Below are 20,041 nucleotides of genomic sequence, written 5' to 3' on the forward strand. Positions count from 1 at the left end.
CGCGCTCCGATCACCCCTCGGTAAGCTGACGGCATGACAGGACAAGTGCGAACCGTCGACGGCAGAGTTGCCGGCCGCCGCGGGCAGGCCACGCGGCAGAAGCTTCTCGACTGCCTCAGCGACATGCTCAGTTCATCCCCGTACCGGGACGTCAAGGTCATCGACGTGGCCCGAAAAGCGGGTACTTCACCCGCTACGTTCTATCAGTACTTCCCCGACGTTGAGGGCGCCGTCCTCGAAATCGCCGAGGAGATGGCCAAAGAAGGCGCACAACTCACCGACCTTGTCGCCGGGCGCTCCTGGGTGGGCAAATCCGGCTGGCAGGCGGCCGAGGAACTCGTCGACGGATTCCTCTCTTTCTGGCGCAAGAACGACGCGATCCTCCGCGTCATCGACCTGGGCGCGGCAGAGGGCGACAAGCGGTTCTACAAGATCCGCATGAAGATCCTGAACGCCGTCACCAACTCGCTCACGGAGTCCATCCAGGAGCTCCAGGGCAAGAACAAGGTCGACAAGGAGGTGAGCGCGGCAGCCATGGCCGGTTCGCTCGTCGCCATGCTGGCAGCGGTCGCCGGGCACCAGAAGGGCTTCCAGAGCTGGGGCGTCAAGCAGGCCGAACTGAAGCCGAATCTGGCGCTGCTCGTGCACCTCGGCATCACCGGCAAGAAGCCGACGAAGTAGCCGCGGGCCCCGTTCGTCCCCCGCCGACGGGCCCTCGCGCACCGCTGCCGCACGCGGCGTCGCTCCCCGGCGCCGGCGCAGCCGCCGGGAGCGCGGCCCCCGGCCGAGCGCACTGCCGTGCAGTCACGGCGGCGCTCACTCCCCGGCCGTGCCGCGGGAGTTCCCCACCGTCCTGCCAGGGTGGCCGCCTGCCGCCCTCAGCCGGACGGCCGCGGGCGCCCGGCCCTCGGAAGGCCGGTACCGCAGGCGTCCGTCCCGCCCGACGACGGCCGCGTTCCGCGGCTCAGGGCTCCGGCGGGCCCGCGCCGCCCGCGCCACCGCTTCTCCGGCCCTTCCGTGCCCTTCCCTGCCCCGCGTCGCCCCCTGTCAGCGTCACCGCAGGTCCAGCCGGAAGAGCCGGATCTCCCGGTCCACCCGCGACTGGTACGCGGCGTACGGCGGCCAGCACGCGAGCGCGGCCGACCAGGCACGCTCCCGTTCCTCGCCCGCCAGCAGCCGGGCCCGTACCGGAAGGTCGCGCCCGCGCCAATTCACCTCCGCCTCCGGGTGCTTGATGAGGTTCCCGGTCCACGCCGGGTGCCCTGGCCTGCCGAAGTTGCTGCCGATCAGCAGCCAGCCGCCGTCCTCCTGGGGCAGGCAGGCCAGTGGCGTACTCCGGGGCAGGCCGCTGCGCGCGCCGGTCGCGGTCAGGATCGCCCCGGGCAGCATCCGCGCGCTGAGCAGGACCTTGCCGCGGGTCAGCCGGTGGACCGTGCGGTCGAGCGCGGGGACGACGTGCGGGGCGATCCGCGCGAAGGCACGCGTCGACGACACCGACTGCACCAGCCGCTCGCCGCGCGCCCTCACGCGCCGGCCGCCGCTCGCGCCCCGGCGCCGCCGCGCGCACCCGGTGTCCCGTCGCGGGCTCCGGTGACGAACAGCCCGGCCTCGTCCGCGGCCCGCGCGCGCAGCCGGTGCACGGGCCCCAGCAGCAGTTCGTCGCAGGCCGCGCGCTTGAAGTAGAGATGCGCCTCGTGCTCCCAGGTGAAGCCGATGCCGCCGTGCAGCTGCACCGCGTCGGCCGCCACCGCCCGCAGCGCCTCCAGCGCCTGCGCCAGCGCCAGTGCCCCGGCGCCGGGTTCGACGGCGCCCGCGGGCGCGGCGCCCGCAGCCCAGGCCGCGTAGTAGGCCGCCGAGCGCGCCGCCTGCACCGCCACGTACAGGTCGGCGAGCCGGTGCTGGACCGCCTGGAAGGCGCCGATGGGCCGCCCGAACTGCTCCCGGTCCTGGACGTGGGCGAGGGTGCGGGTGAGTGCCGCGTCGGCCGCGCCCACCGCCTCGGCCGCCAGCGCGGCAGCGGCGGTCCTGCCCACGGCCGCGAGCCCGTCCTCCGGCCCGCGCTCCGCCTCATCCCCCAGCAACTCCCCCTGCACCTCGCGCAGTTCGATCCGCGCCTGCGGCCTGGTCTCGTCCAGCACGGTCTGCCGGGTGCGTGAAAGGCCCGCCGCGTCACCCCGCACGAGGAAGAGCCGGGTGCGGCTGCGCGCGAAGCCGCCGGTGTGCGCGGCCACTAGCAGGACGTCGGCCGTGTGGCCGTCCAGGACCTGCCCCGCCTCGCCGTACAGCACCCACCACCCGTCGCGCCGCCGCGCCTGGATGCCGCCCGCCCGGCCGCCGCCGGCCCAGCCGCCGTCGTTGGGGCCGGTCAGCGCCAGCGCGGTGGCCAGCCGTCCGCCCGGTACGGCCAGCGTCCCGGTCAGCTCGCCGGCGGCGAGCCGGGGCAGCAGCGCGGACCGCTGCCGTTCGCTGCCCAGCGCGAGGATCAGCGGCGCGGCCAGTACGGCGGTCGCGACCAGCGGCGAAGGCAGCAGCGCCCGGCCGGTTTCCTCGCAGGCCAGGGCGAGTTCGGTGGGTCCGCAGTCCGCTCCGCCGTACGCGGCGGGCAGGGCGAGGCCCGGGAGTCCGAGCTGCCCGGCGAGCCGCCGCCACAGCTCCTCGTCGTAGCCGTGCGGGGTACGGGCCGCGGCCTTGACCTCGTCAGGGCCGCAGTGTGCGGCCAGCAGTGCGCGCAGGGTGCGGCGGATCGCTTCCTGCTCATCGGTGAACGCGGCATCCATCGGCGGACTCCTCCCGTCCGCGGACCGCTCCCGTCCGGTCCGACGGGAACCGTCCACGGAACTGACGGGCCGTCATAGTAAGGACGCGGGCCCGACTTTCCTAGGGTTCGCCCGCTCATCACGCCACCTCCCCGAGGCGCCCGCAGACCCCCTGCCCCGACCCCGATATCTGATGTACCGTCAGATTCATGACGTCAGGGAACCCCTACGGGAAGCGCAGGGTCGCCGTCGCCGGAGTCGCCCTGTCCGACTGCGGGCGCGTGGACGAGGCCACCCCCTACGCGCTGCACGCCCAGGCCGCCCGCCGGGCACTGGCCGACTCAGGACTCGACCGGTCGGTGATCGACGGCTTCGCCTCGGCCGGCCTCGGCACGCTCGCCCCCGTCGAGGTGGCCGACTACCTCGGACTGCGCCCCACCTGGGTGGACTCGACCTCGGTCGGCGGCGCCACCTGGGAGGTGATGGCCGCGCACGCCGCCGACGCGATCGCCGCCGGGCACGCCCGCGCCGTCCTCCTCGTCTACGGGTCCACCGCCCGCGCCGACCTCAAGGCCAAGCGCCGCACCGCCAACCTCTCCTTCGGCTCCCGCGGCCCCCTCCAGTTCGAAGTCCCCTACGGGCACACCCTGATCGCCAAATACGCGATGGCCGCCCGCCGTCACATGCACCAATACGGCACCACGCTGGAGCAGTTGGCGCAGATCGCGGTCCAGGCGCGGGCCAACGCGGTCGGCAATCCGGACGCGATGTACCGCGACCCGGTCACCGTCGACGAGGTGCTCTCCGGGCCGATGATCGCCGACCCGTTCACCAAACTGCACTGCTGCATACGGTCCGACGGCGGCTGCGCGGTCCTGCTCGTCGCCGACGACCTGGTGCCCGACCTCGCCAAGCCCCCGGTGTGGGTGCTCGGATCCGGCACCGCCGTCTCGCACACCACCATGTCGGAGTGGCCGGACTTCACCGTCTCGCCGGCCGCGGAGTCCGGACGCCTCGCCTTCGCGCGCGCCGGGGTCCGCCCGTCGGAGATCGACATCGCCGAACTGTACGACGCCTTCACCTACATGACGCTGGTGACCCTGGAGGACCTGGGCTTCTGCGCCAAGGGCGAGGGCGGCGCGTTCGTCGGGACGGGGCGGCTGCTGCGGGACGGCGAGCTGCCCGTCAACACCGACGGCGGGGGCCTGGCCGCCTGCCACCCCGGCATGCGCGGCCTGTTCCTGCTGGTCGAAGCCGTGCGCCAGCTTCGCGGCGAGGCCGGACCCGGCCGCCAGGTGCACAAACCCGGCGGCCGGCTGCCGCAACTCGCCGTCGCGTCGGGCACCGGCGGCTGGTTCTGCTCATCGGGGACGGTGGTGTTGGGGACGGGCTAGGGCCGCTTCCCGTAAGGGGCCGCGTCCCGTAAGGGCCGTCCCACCCCCGTGTCCCAGGGGCCGCGGGTCGCCCCGCGGCCCCTTACGGGTCGCCCGCCCTCAGCCCAGCCGCTCCTCGATGAGGTCGGCCGCGCGCCGGGCGCCGCCCTCCGCGCTTGCGTCCGCACGCAGGTGGGCCGAGCGTGCGGCCACGTCCGGGTCGGCCAGCAGCTCCAGCAGGCCCGTACGCAGCGCATCCCCCGTGGCGTCGGCGGTGTCGATGCGACGGGCGACTCCCAGCTCGACGAGCCGGTCGGCGTTCACGAACTGCTCGGCGCCCTGCGGGACCGCGATCATCGGCACCCCGCTCGCCAGCCCCTCGCTGCAACTGCCCATCCCCGCGTGCGTCACGAAGGCGTCGGCCTGCTCCAGGATCGCCACCTGCGGCACCCAGGACCGCACTTCGACGTTCCCGGGAATCGCGCCCAGCTCCGCCGGGTCGGTGTACTTGCCGATCTGCAGCACCACATGCCACCCGGGCAGACCGCCGAAGGCCGCCAGGCACTGCCGGTAGAACTCGGGCTGCCGGGTGTAGGCCGAGCCCAGCGAGATCAGCAGGACCTTCTCCGCGCCGGCCGGACGCGTCCAGCCGCCCTGGTCCGTGCGGTCGCCGAAGCAGGGTCCGACGAACGTCACGACGTCCGCGTCGACCCGGCCGGCGTGCGGCTGCATGGCGCGCGGGATCATCGCCAGGGCCCGCCGGGGCCGGCCGACGAACGTGTCCACGTCCGTGGTGGCCGCACCGCAGCCGGCCAGCCACTCGGCGAACCGCCGCTGGTAGACATCGGCCCCCGGAAGCCCGGCGAACATCGCGCCGGCCTCCTCCTGCATTCCCTCCCAGGCCACGAAGGTCGGGGAGAGCTGGACGAGGTCCCGGCCCTGCGCCTCCGCCAGCGCGCGGGCCGCGTAGGCGCCGATGTCGTAGAGGTAGAGGTCGGCCGGGTCCTCGTCGTACGCCCGGTGCAGCTGCGGGAGCACCGCGATGGCGTCGTCGAGGAAGAGCGAGGCAGCCGCCACCGGGTCCTGCGGCCAGGCATTGTCGATCACCGGGAGGGTGGAGGTGTAGCGGACGAACTCGGCGCCGGTGGGCGCGATCAGCCCGGCCGCGTGGTCGGTGTTGGCGTACGTCACGCGGTGGCCGCGGGCCACCAGCTCGCGGATGATCTCCAGGCTGGGCAGCACGTGGCTGACCATCGGCGTACCGACCATCGCGATGTGGGCGGGACGGCGGCCGACGGGAGACGTACGGGGGTGGTGCGGGGTGCGCTCAGGCACGGGACTTCCTTCGGGTCAGAAATACGGCAGGGGGACACGGCAGCCCGACGGCCCCGGGCAGCGGCGGCGCGGGCACGGCGAAGCCGGCCACGGGCGCGCTGCGCGCCAGGGTGCGGGCGGGGGCGGGACGTTGCGCCCGCTGCGGTGTCAGCCGTAGATCTGGAAGAGATGCATGCGAGGACAGTAGCGCCGCCGTCCGACAGCGGGCCAATGATTTTCCGGGCCGCTGTCGGACGGCACCCGGCCCGGCGCACGGCACCCGGTCCGGCGCACGGCCCGCAGCCGGACCGCTCGCGTCACCTGCCCGCCGCCGCTGCGCACGCCGTCCTACCGGGCAGGCCGTCGGGTGATGACACCGAAGGCGGTGCCGAAGGGGTCGGTGACCTCCGCCATCCGCCCGTACGGGGTGTCCTGCGACGCGCCTGCCGTACCGCCCGCGGCCACCGCGCGGGCCCGCAGCGCGTCGGTGTCCGCGACCTCGAACACGGTCCGCCAGCGCGCCGCCGCGCCACCCGGATCGCCGAAGATGCCGCCGATCTCGTGCCCGTCGGGCCGCCGCAGAAAGGTGAAATCGGCGTCCGGCAAGTCCTTGTTGCCGTCCAGCGTGAAGCCGAACACGGCCGCGTAGAAGCGGCGGGCGGGCTCCGGGGACGGGGCGGAGAGGTCGTTGCGCACCAGTGTGTCCGGTTCGTTGACGAGGGCGCAGCCGGGGTGCGTACGTCCCTGCCAGAGGCCGAACCGCGCCCCCACCGGATCCTCGACCACGGCCGCCCGCCCCAGCCCCGCGACATCGGTCGGCGGCTGGAGCACGGTGCCCCCGGCCCCCGTCACCCGGCGGACGGCCGCCGCGCAGTCGTCCGCCGCGAGGTACACCGTCCACCAGGACTCGCCCGCGGCATCCGTGGCCGCCACCGGCCGCAGCGCCGCCACCCGCCGCCCGCGCAGCAGACACATCGTGTAAGGACCGGTCGCGGCCGTCCGCTCCTCGTACTCCCAGCCGAACAGCGCGCGGTAGAAGTCCCGCGCCCGGCGGGGTTCGGCGACCCCCAGATCGAGCCAAGTCGGCGTTCCGTAGGGCTGGTTACCGCTGACGACGCTCATGACGCGCTCCTTCGCTCCGGCACGGGACCGGGGCGCGGCTTCGGAACGCGGCCCCGGTGCCCGAAGGTAGCCAGGGATGCGGACAGGAGGTGTCCTCGTTGCTCCTGGCCCCGGCCGCCCGGGGTGTCCGCCGTACGCTGCCCGGCATGGCCGATCACCGTGCAGATGACCAGGAAACCGCCGAGTCCCACGCCTTCCGCGCGCTGCTGCGGGGGCTGCGGGTCTGGGACCACGAGCTGCCCGCTTTCGACGTGTCCCGGGCGCCGGACGCGCCGCTGCCGCTCTTCCGGCAGTGGCTGCGGGAGGCCGCGGCAGCCGGCCAGCCCGAGCCGCACACCATGGCGCTGGCCACCGCCGACGCGGCCGGAAACCCGTCCGTACGCACCGTGATGCTGCACGACGCCGACGAGCGCGGCTGGCACTTCGGCTCGCACCGCGGCAGCCGCAAGGGCCGCGAACTGGCCGCCCGCCCCAGGGCCGCCCTCGGCTTCTACTGGCCGGTGGTCGGGCGGCAGGTGCGCGTCCACGGGACGGTGAGCGAGGCAGGCGCCGAGGAGAGCCAGGCGGCGCTGCACCGGCGTTCCCCTGGCGCGCTGGCCGCGGCGCTGGTCGGACGGCAGAGCGAGGCGCTCGGCTCGACGGATGAACTGGCCCGCGCATCGGACGCCGCCTGGGAACGGGCGCACCGCGAGCCGGGCGCCGCCGCACCGGGGTGGACGGAGTACCTGCTGCACCCCGATGAGGTCGAGTTCTTCCAGGGCGACGCGCGACGGCGGCACGTACGGCTCAACTACCTGCGGGAGGGCGGGAGTTGGCGGCAGGATCTGCTGTGGCCGTGACGGGGGCGCGGCCGGGACCGTGAAACGGGGCGGGACCACGGAACGGGGCGGGGCGGGACCGCGGAACGGGGCGGGGCGGACGGACGCCGGGCCTCCCGCCCGCCCCGTCGCCGTGTCACAGCTCCCGGTACATGATGTGCAGCCCCACGAATCCCTTGTCCGGGTGCCGGAACGCCTCAGGGACGGTGGCCAGGATCGTGAAGCCCAGGGACTTCCAGAGGGCCACGGCTCCGGTGTTGGCCTCCACGACGGCGTTGAACTGCATCGCGCGGTACCCCTCGGCGCGGGCCCGCTCCAGGACGTGTTCGCCCAGCGCCCGCCCGACGCCGCGGCCCGCCCGACGGGGGTCCACCATGAAACTGGCGCCCGCGATGTGCGAGCCGGCGCCCAGCTGGTTGGGGTTCATCTTGGCCGAGCCGAGCACCGTCCCGTCCTCGTCCACCGCGACGAACGTACGGCCCGGCGGGCGGAGCATCCAGATCTCGCGCCCACCGTCCTCGTCGAGGTCGCGCGGATAGGTGTAGGTCTCGCCGGCCGCGACGATCGCACGGAAGAACTCCCAGATGGCGGGCCAGTCGGCCGCGGTCGCTTCTCGGATCAGCATCGCCACAGCATCCGTGGTGATCCGGACGCCCGCCACCGGATATCCACGGACCAGGGCGGGACAACGGCCCCCTCCCCCTGCACCCCTCTGCCCTACGCCCCCTCCGCCGGCCGGAACACCGGGACGGCCCAGCCGCCGCCCCCGGCTTCCGCGCCGGGGTCACCGTCCCCGCCCTCCGTGCGGAAGCGGACCGTCAGCGGCATGCCGATCCGCAGGTCGTCCGCCGCGCAGTCGACGACCTCGGTCATCATCCTGGGGCCCTCGGCAAGGTCGACCACCGCCGCGACGTACGGGGTCCGGCCGCCGAACGGCGGCAGGTCGTTCCGGTGGACGACGGACCAGGTGTAGAGGGTGGCGCGACCGCAGGCCGGCTGCCACTCGACGTCCTCGCTCCAGCAGTACGGGCAGAACTCCCGCGGGTAGTGGTGCGCCGCCCCGCACCCCTCGGCCCGGCAGCGGCGCAGCAGCAGCCGCCCCTCGCCGGCCGCGTCCCAGTACGTGCGGGTGAATGCGTCGGCCTCCGGCAGGTCGAACCGCGCCACCGCCCCGCCGCCCCGCGTCGCGCCCCGCTTCCCCGCACCTTCGGCCTCGCCGCCCCGCTTCCCCGCGGCTTCCGCCTCGCCGGTCTGCCTCACGTATGCCCTCCCGCCGTCCGCACTCGCCGCGCCAGGAACCGTTGCGCGCGGCCGGGCCACGCCCTTCCCTTCCTGCCCACCACTAACGCCTTTTTGACGCTGCATCAGTTTTCCGTCAGGTCAGTTCAGCGGATGCCCGGCGGGGTACGCAAGAGGCGGGGCGCGGAGGGAGCGACCCCGCGCGCGCCGCGAAGCTTTACCGTGCAGCCCCATTCCTGACATGACGTCAGTTCAGTAATCTGACTGGGCGTCAGGTAATGAGAGCCGTCACACAGGAGCGGGCCTCTGCGATGCTTGGATCGACTCACGGCACCCTCAGCACTCACTCCCGGCCGGCCCGCGTCGTGGCCTGCGGGGAGCAACCACCTCACACCGTCCACGGCGTGGCCGATCCGGCCGACGGCGGCGGGCAGCGCGCCGACGGTACGGCGGACGTGGACGTCAGCGGGCGCCCGCTGCACGCCCCGGTGCCGGACCTGGACCGCTTCTTCCGGCCCGCTTCGGTGGCCGTCATCGGCGCGTCCGACACCGAAGGCCGCCCCAACACCGGCATCACCCGGCAGCTGATCGCCTGGTCCGAGCGGGTCGGCGCCCGGCTGCACCCGGTCAACCCGGGGCGGCGGAGCGTCTTCGGGCTGCCCTGCCACGCGGCCATCGCCGACCTCCCCGAGCCGGTCGATCTCGCCGTGCTGCTGGTCGGCGACCCGGTACCGGTCATCGAGCAACTGGCTGACGCGAAGGTGAAGTTCGCGGTCGCCTTCGCCTCCGGCTTCGCCGAGACCGGCGAGGAGGGTGCCGCCGCGCAGGAACGGCTGGCCGATGCCGTGCGGCGCTCCGGCCTGCGGCTGCTCGGCCCGAACACCAACCTCAACGCCTTCGAGAAGTTCCGCGAGGACCTCGAAGGGCCCGCCATCGCCCTGATCACCCAGTCAGGCCACCAGGGCCGTCCCGTCTTCACCCTCCAGGAACTCGGCATCCGCCTCTCCCACTGGGCCCCGACCGGCAACGAGGCCGATCTGGAAACCGCCGACTTCCTCTCCTACTTCGCCTCCCGTCCCGAGGTCGGCGCCATCGCCGCGTATGTGGAAGGGCTCAAGGACGGCCGCAGCTTCCTGCTCGCCGCCGATCACGCGGCCCGACAGAAGGTGCCCGTCGTCGCGGTGAAGGTCGGCCGCACCGAGACCGGCGCCCGCACGGCCGCCTCGCACACCGGCAAACTCACCGGCGCGGACGGGGTGGTGGACGCCGCGATGCGGCAGTTCGGCGTCATCAGGGTGGACGGTCTCGACGAACTCCAGGACACCGCCGCCCTGCTGGCCCGCGCCAAGCCGCCGGCCGCGGAGGGGGTCGCCGTCTATTCGATCTCCGGGGGCACCGGCGCCCACTTCTCGGACCTGGCGACCGCCGCGGGGCTGCGGCTGCCCACCCTGACGGACGCGAAGCAGGCCGAGCTGCACCAGTGGATACCGGAGTACCTCCACGTCGCCAACCCGATCGACAACGGCGGGCACCCGGTCGGCGACTGGCGGGGCCGCAAGATCATCGACGCGATCCTCGCCGACCCGTCCGTCGGCGTTCTGATCTGCCCGATCACCGGGCCCTTCCCGCCGATGAGCGACAAGCTCGCGCAGGATCTCGTCGACGCGGCGGAGGAGACCGACAAGCTGGTGTGTGTGGTGTGGGGCTCGCCGGTCGGCACCGAGGACGCCTACCGCAGCACCCTGCTCGGCTCCTCGCGGGTGGCGACCTTCCGCACCTTCGCCAACTGCATCACGGCCGTCCGCGCCTACCTCGACCACCACCGCTTCACGGCCGGCTACCGCTCCCCCTTCGACGACGCCCCGCGCACGCTCTCGCCTTCGGCGCGCAAGGCGCAGGCACTGATGCGCCCGGGAGAGCAGCTCAGCGAGCACGCGGCGAAGCAACTGCTGCGCGCCTACGGCATTCGCGTCCCGCGCGAACAGCTCGTCACCAGCGCCGCCGCGGCCGTCCGCGCGGCGAGCCAGGTCGGCTACCCGGTCGTCATGAAGGCGTCCGGGCCGCAGCTCGCGCACAAGACCGAGCTGGGTCTCGTCAAGGTCGGCCTGACCTCCGCGAGCCAGGTCCGCGACGCCTATCGCGAGCTGACCGACATCGCGCGCTACGAAGACGTCCCCCTCGACGGCGTACTGGTCTGCCAGATGATCGAGCGCGGGGTCGAGATGGTCGTCGGCGTCACTCACGACAGCCTCTTCGGGCCGACCGTGACCGTCGGGCTCGGCGGCGTCCTCGTGGAGGTACTCCGGGACGTCGCGGTGGGTGTGCCGCCCTTCGGGGAGCACCAGGCCCGCGCCATGCTCGGCGAACTGCGCGGCCGTGCCCTGCTGGACGGCGTACGGGGAGCCCCGCCCTCGGATGTCGACGCCCTGATCGAGGTCGTGCTGCGGGTGCAGCGGATGGCGCTCGAACTGGACGGGCGGCTCGCGGAGTTGGACATCAACCCGCTGGTGCTGCTGCCGAGCGGCCAGGGCGCCGTGGCGCTCGACGCGCTGGCCGTCTGCCACTGACCGCCCCGGACCCGCCCCTTGGAGCCGTACCCCCATGACCCACACCCCCGCTTCCCCCGAACCCCCGGACACCCCGGGCGCCGCGGACACCCGCACACCGGACACCCCCGCCGCGGCACCCGCTGATTCCTTGATACTGCACACCACTGACAACGGCGTCTCGTGGCTCACCCTCAACCGGCCGAAAGCCATGAACGCCCTCACCCACGACCAGCGCGAACACCTCATCGGCCGGCTCGCCGACGCCTCGGCCGACCCGGACGTACGGGCCGTGGTGATCACCGCGACCGGCAAGGGCTTCTGCGCGGGCGCCGACCTGCGGGGCGCACCGGCCGCCCGTCCCGGTGAGCGGGTGGCCGGCGATGTGGCGCGGCTGATCCGGAGCGGCGCGCAGCGTTTCATCGGCGCGGTGCTGGACTGCGAGAAGCCGGTGATCGCCGCGGTGAACGGCACGGCGGCCGGTCTCGGCGCGCATCTGGCGTTCGCCTGCGACCTGGTGCTGGCCGCCGAATCGGCGCGGTTCATCGAGGTGTTCGTCCGCCGCGGCCTGGTGCCGGACGGCGGCGGCGCCTACCTGCTGCCGAGGCTGATCGGGCCGCAGCGCGCCAAGGAGCTGATGTTCTTCGGCGACGCGCTGCCGGCCTCCGACGCCGAACGGCTGGGTCTGGTCAACCGGGTCGTACCGGACGACGCGCTGGAGAAGACCGCGCGGGAGTGGGCCGAGCGTCTCGCAGCCGGCCCCACCCGCGCCATCACGCTCACCAAGCAGCTGGTCAACGCCTCGCTCGACGCCGGCAGAAGCACCGCATTCGCCGCCGAGGCCACCGCCCAGGAACTCAACATGACGACCGCGGACGCCCAGGAGGGTGTCGCCTCCTTCGTGGCGCGCCGCAGCCCCGTGTACCGGGGGCGGTGAGCCGTACCGGAGGGCGGTGGGCGCGCCGCCTCTGCCGGTGGCGGGGCGGACCGCCCTGCCACCACAGGTGCTTCGCGTCTCCAGGACCGCCCGGCTTCCGCCCCGCCCTCAGGGAGACGACGCCGGTACGGCCGAACGGGCCGGGGCGACCGCCTGCCCGGTGGCGGCCCCTGGCTCGGCCTGTGCCTCCTCGGCCGCCCGCGCCACCGGACCGTCCGCTCCGGCCGGGCCCCCGGTGGCGGCGCCCGCGACCCCCAGAAGGCCGGCCGTGAGGATTCCGGCACCGACGGCGAAGGGGAACCTGCCGCGTACCCTCATCACTCAACTCCCCGCGTAGTGCGATTGCAGCACTCTGTACACGGTTGAACCATCTGCTCCGTATGACCTCACCAGAAGTGACCCGCGTCACACCGCGCGTCGCCACCCCGGGCCGCACCCGGGCCCGCGTGCGCCCCGGTCACGCCTCTCCCGCCGGGCACACCGGCACCTCTCGCGTGTTGCGCGTCCGCACCCCCGGCAGCCAGCCACGCGCGCCTTCCCCGGTCGTGACCAGGTACCAGCGGGTGGAGGTCAGGCCCTGTTCGTCGCGGACCATCCGGCCATCGGTGACCACGCAGTGGGCCTCCAGGACGTCGCCGTGCCAGACCCGGCCCGCGGTGTTGTCCCGCGCCGCGTAGCGCGCGTGCGGGTCCTTCGCCAGCCGCAGGGCGCACTCCAGGGTGCGGGTCTCGCGGCACACGGACTCGGTGTTGTAGACCGTGACCGGCACGGCCGGGCTCTTCGCGGGCGAGGGAAGCGCGCCGCCGCCGGGGCGCACCATCCACCACGCCCCGAGCGCCACGGCGGCGACCGTGGCGGCGACCGCGAAGGCGACGGCGTACGGTCTGCGGCGCGGCAGCGCTACGGCTTCGGGGCGCCGCTGTTCGGGCGCCGTCTCCCGGATCCTGGACCACAGTCCGGGCGGCATCTCGATCCGCTCGTCGGCCTGCCGCAGCCGCTCCCTGAGCAGCGCTTCGATGTCGTCCCCGCCGCCGCCCCCGGAGGCGCCGGTGCCGCCGCCCGCACCCCCGCCGCCCCGCCCGGCGCGTGCGTCGGGACCGGCGCCGTCCTCGGCGTCACCGCCGTACCGCCGGCCCGTGCCCACCGTGCCGTTCACCTCCCCGCCCGTCCCTGCTCCGATTCAACGAGGTGCGCGCGGAGCCTGTCCAGTGCGCGGGCGCGATGCCGGGCCGCGGTGCCACGGTGCACCTTCATGATCTTGGCGGCCTGGTCGATGGTGTAGCCGTCGAGGTCGACGAGGATGACGATGCCCGCCTGCCGGTGCGAGAGGGTGCCCAGCATCCGCACCGCTTCCAGCTCGGCGTGCCGGCGGCCGAGACCGCCGTCCCAGTCGCCGCCGGCCTCCCCGTCGCCGGACGCGGCGTCGTCGAACCCCTCGACCGCGTCGACCAGCACCTGCCTGCTGTCCTTGCGGTAGGCGTCCCTGGCGACGTTGAGTACGGCGGTGAAGGCGTACGCGTACGGCTCCGGGTGGGCGAGGAAGCGCTGCGGACGTACGGCGAGTTTGAGGTAGGCCTCATGCACCACATCCTCCGCGGACTGTCGCGAGCCGGCCAGCATCACCGCCCGCCGGTAGAGCCGGGGCAACAGCCCGCAGAAGACCTCGTCGAAGGTCGGTGACGCGGCAGACGAGGATGACGACGGCGTCACATCGGCCATGAACCGGAACTCTCCCCCGTTGCTCGGCTACGGGCGCGGCCGGGGTGGAGGCTACCCGTACGGCAGGCAGCCAACCAGGGGTATGGCACCGATCGCCCCGAATCGGCCCCTGCCTCACCCCTGAGGTCCCCCCAAACCACCCTTGAGGGTCAACCCTGGTTCCTCCCTTGCCCGTTGGGACTTCCTGACGCTTCCCATCTGACGCACCATCAGCTTCAATGGGGGCATGATGGGACATGCAGGAATGGCGGCCACGGCCGTGCGGTATCTGCGCTCGGCGGGTGCGCCGACCTCGGCCGCCGCACCCGCCACCGCACCACCACGCCCCGCCCTGCGCGCGGTACGCGACGACGAACGCGCCCCTCTGGACCCGGCCGAATTCCGGGACGTCCTGGGGCACTTCGCCAGCGGCGTCACGGTCATCACGACGCCGGAACCGGAGAGCGCGGAGAGCACAGCGGACGCCGCGGGACCGGCCGGGTTCGCCTGCCAGTCCTTCGCCTCGCTCTCCCTCGATCCCCCGCTGGTGACCTTCATGGTCGCCCGCACGTCCACGACCTGGCCGCGGATCGCCCGCGCCGGGGTGTTCTGCGTCAACATCCTGGGGGCGGAACAGGGGCCGCTGTGCAGGCAGTTCGCGGTCAGCGGCGCCGACAAGTTCGCCGGGGTCCGGCACACACCGGCCCCCGCGACCGGCTCGCCGCGTCTCGCCGAGGCGCCGGCCTGGATCGACTGCACCATCCAGGCGGTGCACACCGGGGGCGACCATCTCATCGTCGTCGGCCGGGTCGACGCGCTCGGCACGGACCCCGCAGCGGCCGACGCGGGACCGCTCCTCTTCCACCGCGGCGCCTTCGGCGGCTTCGGCGCTCTGTAGCGAAGAGCCCCCGGGCGGCCACCCGGGGGCAGGCCGTTCAGAAGACCAGCACGCCCCGCGCCACCCGTCCGTGGTGGGCGTCGTCCGCCGCCTTCGCGAAGTCCTCCACCGGGTAGGTGCAGGTCACCAACTCGTCGAGGAGCAGCCGTCCTTCGCGGTACATCCGGGCGTAGAGCGCGATGTCACGCTGTGGCCGCGAGGAACCGTAGCGGCAGCCGAGTATCGACTTGTCGAGATACATCGACGACACCAGGAACGACGCCTCGGCGGTGGCCGGCGGTACACCCAGCAGCACCGCCTGGCCGTGCCGGTCCAGCACGTCCACCGCCTGCCGGATCAGCCGGGTACTGCCCACGCACTCGAAGGCGTGGTCGGCGCCGGTCGGCAGCACCGCCTTCACCGCCTTGACCGCGTCCGGCACGGCGGACGCGTCGATGAAGTGCGTCGCGCCGAACTGCCGCGCCGCCGCCTCCTTCGCCGGGTTCGCGTCCACCGCGACGATCACCGAGGCCCCGGCGATCCGCGCCCCCTGGAGGACGTTCAGGCCGATGCCGCCGGTCCCGATGACCACCACCGAGTCACCGCGGTCCACCTTCGCGCGGTTGAGCACCGCCCCGACGCCGGTCAGCACCCCGCAGCCGATGAGCGCGGCCGAAGCCGCAGGGACGGCCGGGTCGATCTTCACCGCCTGCACGGCCTTGACGACGGTGCGCTCGGCGAAGGCCGAGTTGGAGGCGAACTGGTACAGCGCCTCACCGCCCCGCCGGAACGGCGTACCCGGCATCCCGATCGCCTTGCGGCACATCGTCGGCCGGCCCCGGTCGCACTCCGCGCAGGTCCCGCAGTTCGCCAGCGTCGACAGGGCCACCCGGTCACCGGGCGCGACGTGGCCGACCCCCGCGCCCACCGCCTCCACCACCCCGGCGCCCTCGTGCCCGAGCACCACGGGCACCGGGAACGGAATGGTCCCGTCCACCACCGAGAGGTCGCTGTGGCACAGCCCGGCCGCCTCGATCGCGACCAGCACCTCGCCAGGACCGGGGTCGCGCACCTCCAGGTCGTCCACGACCCGGGGCTTCTCGCCGTCGAAGATGACGCCTCTCATCAGTTCTCCAGTCGGGGGAGGCCGAGCACGCGCCCGGCGATGATGTTGCGCTGGATCTCGTCCGAGCCGCCGTAGACGGTGTCGGCCCGGGTGAACAGGAACAGCCGTTGCAGCGGGTCGAGTGCGTAGGGGGCGGCGGGGCTCCAGTCGGCCGGGCCGAGCGTCGCTGCGGCGCCGCGTACCCGCATGGCCAGTTCGCCGAGCCGCTGGTGCCAGCCGCCCCACAGCAGCTTCGCCACGCTGGGCGCCCCGGGGCCGCCCGCCGCGCCCAGGGTCCGCAGCGCGTTCCACCGCATCACCCGCAACTCGGCCCACTGGCGTACCAGTTGCCCGTGCAGTACGGGATCGTCGAGTGCGCCGCAGCGGACCGCTTCGCCGATCACCTCGTCCAGCTCGGCGGCGAAGCCGATCTGCTGGACGAGGGTGGACACCCCGCGCTCCAGGGCCAGCAGGCCCGTCGCGACCCGCCAGCCGGCGCCCTCGCCGCCCACCACGTGCCCGGCGTCGGCGACCGCACCGTCGAAGAACACCTCGTTGAACTCGGCCGTGCCCGACATCTGGCGGATCGGCCGCACCTCGATCCGTCCCGGCTGGTCCATCGGCACCAGCAGGAAGGAGAGCCCGCGGCGGCGGCGCTCGCGCGGGTCGGTGCGGGCGAGGACGAAGCACCAGTCGGCTTCGGCGGCCAGCGACGTCCAGATCTTCTGCCCGGTGATCCGGTACGCCGCCCCGTCCCGCACCGCAGCCGTACGCAGTCCGGCCAGGTCGGAGCCGGCGTCCGGCTCGGAGTAGCCCTGGCACCACAGCTCCTCACCGCGGGCGACGGCGGGCAGGAAACGGTCCCGCTGCGCCGCGTCCCCGAAGGCCAGCAGCGTCGGCGCGAGCAGGTTCTCGCCGATGTGCCCGACCCGGCCGGGCGCCCTGGCGCGGGCGTACTCCTCGGCCCAGACCACCTGCTGGGTCAGGCTCGCCGCACGGTTCCCGTACCCGCCGTTGGCACGGTCCCAGCCGATGCCGATCCAGCCACCGGCCCCCAACTCCCGCTCCCACACCCGGCGTTCCGCGGCGTCCTCGTGCTCGCTGCCGGGCCCGCCGCGGCCGGCGAGCGCGGCGAACGGGCCCGCCAGACGCTCCTGGAGCCACTGCCTGGCCTCACCGCGGAACCCGTCCTCCGCGCTCCCGAACCCGAAGTCCATCCCAGCCTCCCCACATTCGGCCGTACCGGACAGCTCCTACCGGTTGGGACGCGTGCCCGCCGCGGCTGCCGCGGCCATCGCCTCCAGCTGCGCCAGCATCGGCATCGGGTCCGTCCCGACCGTCCCCGGCAGGAACGCGGCGATCCGCTCCGGCGTCCACCCCTCCTCGCTGTAGGCGGCGCGCAGCTCGCGCGGCTGGGCCCAGACCGCGACCTTCGGGCCCGCGATCGTGTAGACCTGCCCGGTGATCTTCTCCTCGCGGGCCTTCTCGCTCAGCAGGTAGACGACCAGCGCCGCGACGTCCTCGGGCTCGCCGATCTCCGTCAGCTCCATCGGGACGTTCGCCGACATCCGGGTCCGCGCGACGGGCGCCACGGCGTTGGCGGTCACCCCGTACTTGTGCAGGCCGAGCGCCGCGCTGCGTACCAGCGAGATGATGCCGCCCTTGGCCGAGGCGTAGTTGGCCTGCGCGACGCTGCCCTGGTGGTTGCCGCTGGTGAAGCCGATGAGGGTGCCCGAGCCCTGCTTGCGCATCACCGCGCTCGCCGCCTTGAAGACCGTGAAGGTGCCCTTGAGGTGGGTGGCGACGACCGGATCCCACTCCTCCTCCGACATGTTGAAGAGCATCCGTTCGCGCAGGATGCCCGCCACGCACACCACCCCGTCGATCCGTCCGTAGCGGGCGAGCGCGGTGTCCACGATGCGCTGACCGCCCGCCATCGTGGAGACGTCATCGGCGACCGCGACCCCCTCGCCGCCTGCCGCCTCGATCTCCTTCACCACGGACGCGGCGACCTCGCTGCTCGGTTCGCCGCCCTCGATGGAGACCCCGTAATCGTTGACGATCACCTTCGCGCCGTGCGCGGCGCAGGCGAGGGCGACCGCCCGGCCGATGCCGCGCCCCGCGCCCGTTACGGCGATCACCTTGCCGGTCAAGAAGTTCCCCATGCCGCGCCCCTTCCCGCAGTTTCTGACGGACCGTTAGATTTTTGAGCAGTCCCGGTCCGAACACAAGACCCCGAGCCGAACCCGCCCCGAGGAGGGCCCGTGCCGCTGCCGCAGGAGTTCCACGACCTCGCCGAACGCGTGAACAACTGGGGGCGCTGGGGGCCCGACGACGAGATCGGCACCCTGAACCTGATCACCGACGAGGTGGTGCGGTCCGCCGCCCGCTGCGTCCGCCGCGGCCTGCGCATCCCGCTCGCCCTCCCGCTGCGGCAGGACGGCGTACAGACCGGCGCGATCCCCGGCAGGGTCAACCCGCTGCACACCATGACCGCGATCAACCAGCAGCTGTTCGGCCCCGGCACGGTCGCCACATCGGACGACGCGGTCACCATGAGCCTCCAGGCCGCCACCCACTGGGACGGCCTCGCGCACGTCTCGCACTCCGGCCGGCTCTACAACAACCGCCCCGCCGACACCGTCACCGCACACGGCGGCGCCACCCACCTCGGCATCGAGCAGGCCACCCCCCTCGTCTCGCGCGGGGTCCTGCTGGACGTCGCCCGCGCCCACGGCACCGACCAGCTGCCCGGCGGCTACGCCGTCACCCCCGAAGACCTGGACATGGCAGAGGAGTTGGCCGGCACCACGGTAAGGCCCGGCGACATCGTCCTGATCCGCACCGGCCAGCTGCGCCACTACCTCGCCGGCGACCGCCAGGCATACGCGTTCCCCTCGCCCGGCCTCTCCGTCCGCACCCCGCAGTGGTTCCACACCCGCGACGTGGCAGCCGTCGCCAACGACACCCTGACCTTCGAGATCTTCCCCCCGGAAATCGAGGGCCTGTGGATGCCGGTACACGCACTGCACCTGGTCGAAATGGGCATGCTCCAGGGCCAGAACTGGAACCTGGAGAACCTGTCGACCGCCTGCGCGGAACTGGGCCGGTCCACGTTCTTCCTGTCGGCGGTCGCCGAACCGTTCACGGGCGGCACGGGGGCGCCGGTGGCGCCGGTGGCGGTGTTGTGACGGGGGGATGGCGCGGGGCGGCCGGTGCTCGGTCCCTGCCTGCACGCCACGGGACAGCGTACGGACGGGGCGGCCTCAGGGGGAGTTCAGGCGGTGAACGACCACCCACCGCCCGGCGCGGTGAGCGTACTGCCTTCGGGGCTCAGAGCCACCTTCAACGAGCGAAGCGCGAACCGGTCCCCCTCTTCCCACCGTCGCCGGACACGCTCAACTTCCGAGGTGTTCGGGGGCGGGGAGACCAGGTATCGCACTCCGAACGGGAGGGCGGGGGTGGTCGCGGTGCTCATGCTGCGTACCTCCATGTTGTCGGTTTCCACGGTGTCTTGCCGACCCACCCCGGCAGGCGCTCGGGCTGTCCTGGACCGCGTTCCGCCGGGGCGGGGGTTTTCTACGCTGCCCGATGAGTCAACTCACCGGAGAACAGCGCAAGTTCGCATGGTGATGGTCCGTCGATTTCTCCGACGGACCGCCACGAAGAATCGAGGCTATTCCGACGAGTCGGCGGGGTAAGGCCGCTGTTCGCGGTACGCATCGAGCAGGTCCAGCGCCCGGTTCACCTTCCAGGCGAAGTCGCCCGCCTCCTCCACGGAAATCGACCCGATGAAGATTTTGTGCTCACCTCGCCGACAGCCGCCGCAGGGTTCTTTGATTTCGATCCCGTCGAAATCAATCTCCAGACGTCGGAATGCATTGACAAAGGAACTGGCCTTCTCCTCGGCCGCTCCCCGCTCGCGGGTAACCCAGTAATCGTGGCCAACTGTGCTGAATTCCATCTGCTGTGTGTCTCCGTGAGAGAGGGTTACGCCGCGACGGCGAGGGTGCAGTGTTCCCGGGCCTGCGAGCGGACCGGCTGCGGCTCGGTCCGACGCTCGCGGGCGACGAGGTACGGGCGGATGAGAGCGACGTCCTCGCAGACGAGGGGCCACGCCCGTTCCCGCACGTGATCGGCTACGGGCCGACGGGCATACGGCGGGGCCGGAGCGATGACCGGGGGCGCGGCGGGAGCCGCGGGTGGGAAAAGAGAGGCCGAGGCACTCCGTGCGACGGAGCGCGCACGGCACCGTG

At 73.3% G+C, this 20,041-nt stretch carries 20 protein-coding genes; 7 read left to right on the plus strand and 13 right to left on the minus strand.

Going from position 1 to position 20,041, the window contains the following annotated elements; genetic code table 11:
• Positions 1–33 precede the first annotated feature (33 nt).
• Positions 34–681 (plus strand): TetR family transcriptional regulator, encoded by a 648-nt coding sequence (locus tag ACGFNI_RS13755; RefSeq protein ID WP_393683493.1) that lies wholly within the window; start codon positions 34–36, stop codon positions 679–681.
• Positions 682–1,053: 372 nt separating this feature from the next.
• Here the strand turns inward: ACGFNI_RS13755 and ACGFNI_RS13760 are convergent, their stop codons facing one another.
• Both ACGFNI_RS13760 and ACGFNI_RS13765 read right to left on the minus strand, forming a co-directional pair.
• Entirely contained in the window at positions 1,054–1,527 is a 474-nt protein-coding gene (locus ACGFNI_RS13760; RefSeq protein ID WP_393683495.1) for a nitroreductase family deazaflavin-dependent oxidoreductase, read from the minus strand.
• Positions 1,524–2,777 (minus strand): acyl-CoA dehydrogenase family protein, encoded by a 1,254-nt coding sequence (locus ACGFNI_RS13765; protein WP_393683496.1) that lies wholly within the window; start codon positions 2,775–2,777, stop codon positions 1,524–1,526. Before ACGFNI_RS13765 ends, ACGFNI_RS13760 begins: the two co-directional genes overlap by 4 nt.
• Positions 2,778–2,965: 188 nt before the next feature.
• On the opposite strand from ACGFNI_RS13765, the gene ACGFNI_RS13770 reads away from it, so the two are divergent.
• Positions 2,966–4,150: an acetyl-CoA acetyltransferase gene (locus tag ACGFNI_RS13770; protein ID WP_393683498.1), complete on the plus strand. Its 1,185-nt coding sequence runs from the start codon at positions 2,966–2,968 to the stop codon at positions 4,148–4,150.
• Positions 4,151–4,249: 99 nt separating this feature from the next.
• On the opposite strand, the gene ACGFNI_RS13775 is transcribed toward ACGFNI_RS13770, so the two are convergent.
• Both ACGFNI_RS13775 and ACGFNI_RS13780 read right to left on the minus strand, forming a co-directional pair.
• Positions 4,250–5,398 carry a macrolide family glycosyltransferase gene (locus tag ACGFNI_RS13775; RefSeq protein WP_393683874.1) on the minus strand — a complete coding sequence of 383 codons (1,149 nt, stop codon included), beginning with the start codon at positions 5,396–5,398 and terminating at the stop codon, positions 4,250–4,252.
• A 393-nt stretch (positions 5,399–5,791) separates the two neighbouring features.
• Positions 5,792–6,565 carry a VOC family protein gene (locus tag ACGFNI_RS13780; protein WP_393683499.1) on the minus strand — a complete coding sequence of 258 codons (774 nt, stop codon included), beginning with the start codon at positions 6,563–6,565 and terminating at the stop codon, positions 5,792–5,794.
• Positions 6,566–6,711: 146 nt separating this feature from the next.
• Here ACGFNI_RS13780 and ACGFNI_RS13785 point away from each other — a divergent pair, with 146 nt between their 5' ends.
• Complete coding sequence (locus ACGFNI_RS13785; protein ID WP_393683500.1) at positions 6,712–7,404, plus strand: pyridoxal 5'-phosphate synthase; 693 nt, start codon at positions 6,712–6,714, stop codon at positions 7,402–7,404.
• A 115-nt stretch (positions 7,405–7,519) separates the two neighbouring features.
• Here ACGFNI_RS13785 and ACGFNI_RS13790 read toward each other — a convergent pair whose 3' ends face one another.
• Positions 7,520–8,008 (minus strand): GNAT family N-acetyltransferase, encoded by a 489-nt coding sequence (locus ACGFNI_RS13790; protein ID WP_393683502.1) that lies wholly within the window; start codon positions 8,006–8,008, stop codon positions 7,520–7,522.
• A 92-nt stretch (positions 8,009–8,100) separates the two neighbouring features.
• Positions 8,101–8,550, minus strand: a complete 450-nt coding sequence (locus tag ACGFNI_RS13795; protein ID WP_393683876.1) for a Zn-ribbon domain-containing OB-fold protein — start codon at positions 8,548–8,550, stop codon at positions 8,101–8,103.
• Between the two features lie 383 nt (positions 8,551–8,933).
• On the opposite strand from ACGFNI_RS13795, the gene ACGFNI_RS13800 reads away from it, so the two are divergent.
• Both ACGFNI_RS13800 and ACGFNI_RS13805 read left to right on the plus strand, forming a co-directional pair.
• Positions 8,934–11,189 carry an acetate--CoA ligase family protein gene (locus ACGFNI_RS13800; RefSeq protein WP_393683504.1) on the plus strand — a complete coding sequence of 752 codons (2,256 nt, stop codon included), beginning with the start codon at positions 8,934–8,936 and terminating at the stop codon, positions 11,187–11,189.
• A 34-nt stretch (positions 11,190–11,223) separates the two neighbouring features.
• Positions 11,224–12,105, plus strand: a complete 882-nt coding sequence (locus ACGFNI_RS13805; RefSeq protein WP_393683506.1) for an enoyl-CoA hydratase/isomerase family protein — start codon at positions 11,224–11,226, stop codon at positions 12,103–12,105.
• Positions 12,106–12,213: 108 nt separating this feature from the next.
• On the opposite strand, the gene ACGFNI_RS13810 is transcribed toward ACGFNI_RS13805, so the two are convergent.
• From ACGFNI_RS13810 to ACGFNI_RS13820, 3 genes are all read right to left on the minus strand, one after another.
• Positions 12,214–12,423 carry a hypothetical protein gene (locus tag ACGFNI_RS13810; protein WP_393683508.1) on the minus strand — a complete coding sequence of 70 codons (210 nt, stop codon included), beginning with the start codon at positions 12,421–12,423 and terminating at the stop codon, positions 12,214–12,216.
• Between the two features lie 139 nt (positions 12,424–12,562).
• Positions 12,563–13,261, minus strand: a complete 699-nt coding sequence (locus ACGFNI_RS13815) for a hypothetical protein (protein ID WP_393683509.1) — start codon at positions 13,259–13,261, stop codon at positions 12,563–12,565.
• A complete protein-coding gene (locus ACGFNI_RS13820) occupies positions 13,258–13,824 on the minus strand; it encodes an RNA polymerase sigma factor (RefSeq protein WP_393683511.1) in 567 nt (188 codons plus the stop codon). The genes ACGFNI_RS13815 and ACGFNI_RS13820 overlap by 4 nt, the downstream gene beginning before the upstream one ends.
• A 244-nt stretch (positions 13,825–14,068) precedes the next feature.
• On the opposite strand from ACGFNI_RS13820, the gene ACGFNI_RS13825 reads away from it, so the two are divergent.
• Complete coding sequence (locus tag ACGFNI_RS13825; protein ID WP_393683878.1) at positions 14,069–14,701, plus strand: flavin reductase family protein; 633 nt, start codon at positions 14,069–14,071, stop codon at positions 14,699–14,701.
• A gap of 37 nt (positions 14,702–14,738) precedes the next feature.
• Here the strand turns inward: ACGFNI_RS13825 and ACGFNI_RS13830 are convergent, their stop codons facing one another.
• The 3 genes from ACGFNI_RS13830 to ACGFNI_RS13840 are packed head-to-tail and all read right to left on the minus strand — an operon-like array spanning position 14,739 to position 17,950.
• Positions 14,739–15,806, minus strand: coding sequence for a Zn-dependent alcohol dehydrogenase (locus tag ACGFNI_RS13830; protein WP_393683513.1), 1,068 nt, complete (start codon positions 15,804–15,806; stop codon positions 14,739–14,741).
• On the minus strand, positions 15,806–17,002 hold the full coding sequence (locus ACGFNI_RS13835) for an acyl-CoA dehydrogenase family protein (protein WP_393683515.1): 1,197 nt from the start codon (positions 17,000–17,002) through the stop codon (positions 15,806–15,808). Before ACGFNI_RS13835 ends, ACGFNI_RS13830 begins: the two co-directional genes overlap by 1 nt.
• A 36-nt stretch (positions 17,003–17,038) precedes the next feature.
• Complete coding sequence (locus ACGFNI_RS13840; protein ID WP_393683517.1) at positions 17,039–17,950, minus strand: SDR family oxidoreductase; 912 nt, start codon at positions 17,948–17,950, stop codon at positions 17,039–17,041.
• Positions 17,951–18,049: 99 nt separating this feature from the next.
• Between ACGFNI_RS13840 and ACGFNI_RS13845 the strand changes: the two genes are divergently transcribed.
• Entirely contained in the window at positions 18,050–18,976 is a 927-nt protein-coding gene (locus ACGFNI_RS13845; RefSeq protein ID WP_393683519.1) for a cyclase family protein, read from the plus strand.
• 485 nt (positions 18,977–19,461) lie between these two features.
• On the opposite strand, the gene ACGFNI_RS13850 is transcribed toward ACGFNI_RS13845, so the two are convergent.
• Positions 19,462–19,749 (minus strand): hypothetical protein, encoded by a 288-nt coding sequence (locus tag ACGFNI_RS13850; protein WP_393683521.1) that lies wholly within the window; start codon positions 19,747–19,749, stop codon positions 19,462–19,464.
• Positions 19,750–20,041 lie beyond the last annotated feature (292 nt).

Source organism: Streptomyces sp. NPDC048644, assembly GCF_043199105.1.
Lineage (GTDB): Bacteria > Actinomycetota > Actinomycetes > Streptomycetales > Streptomycetaceae > Streptomyces.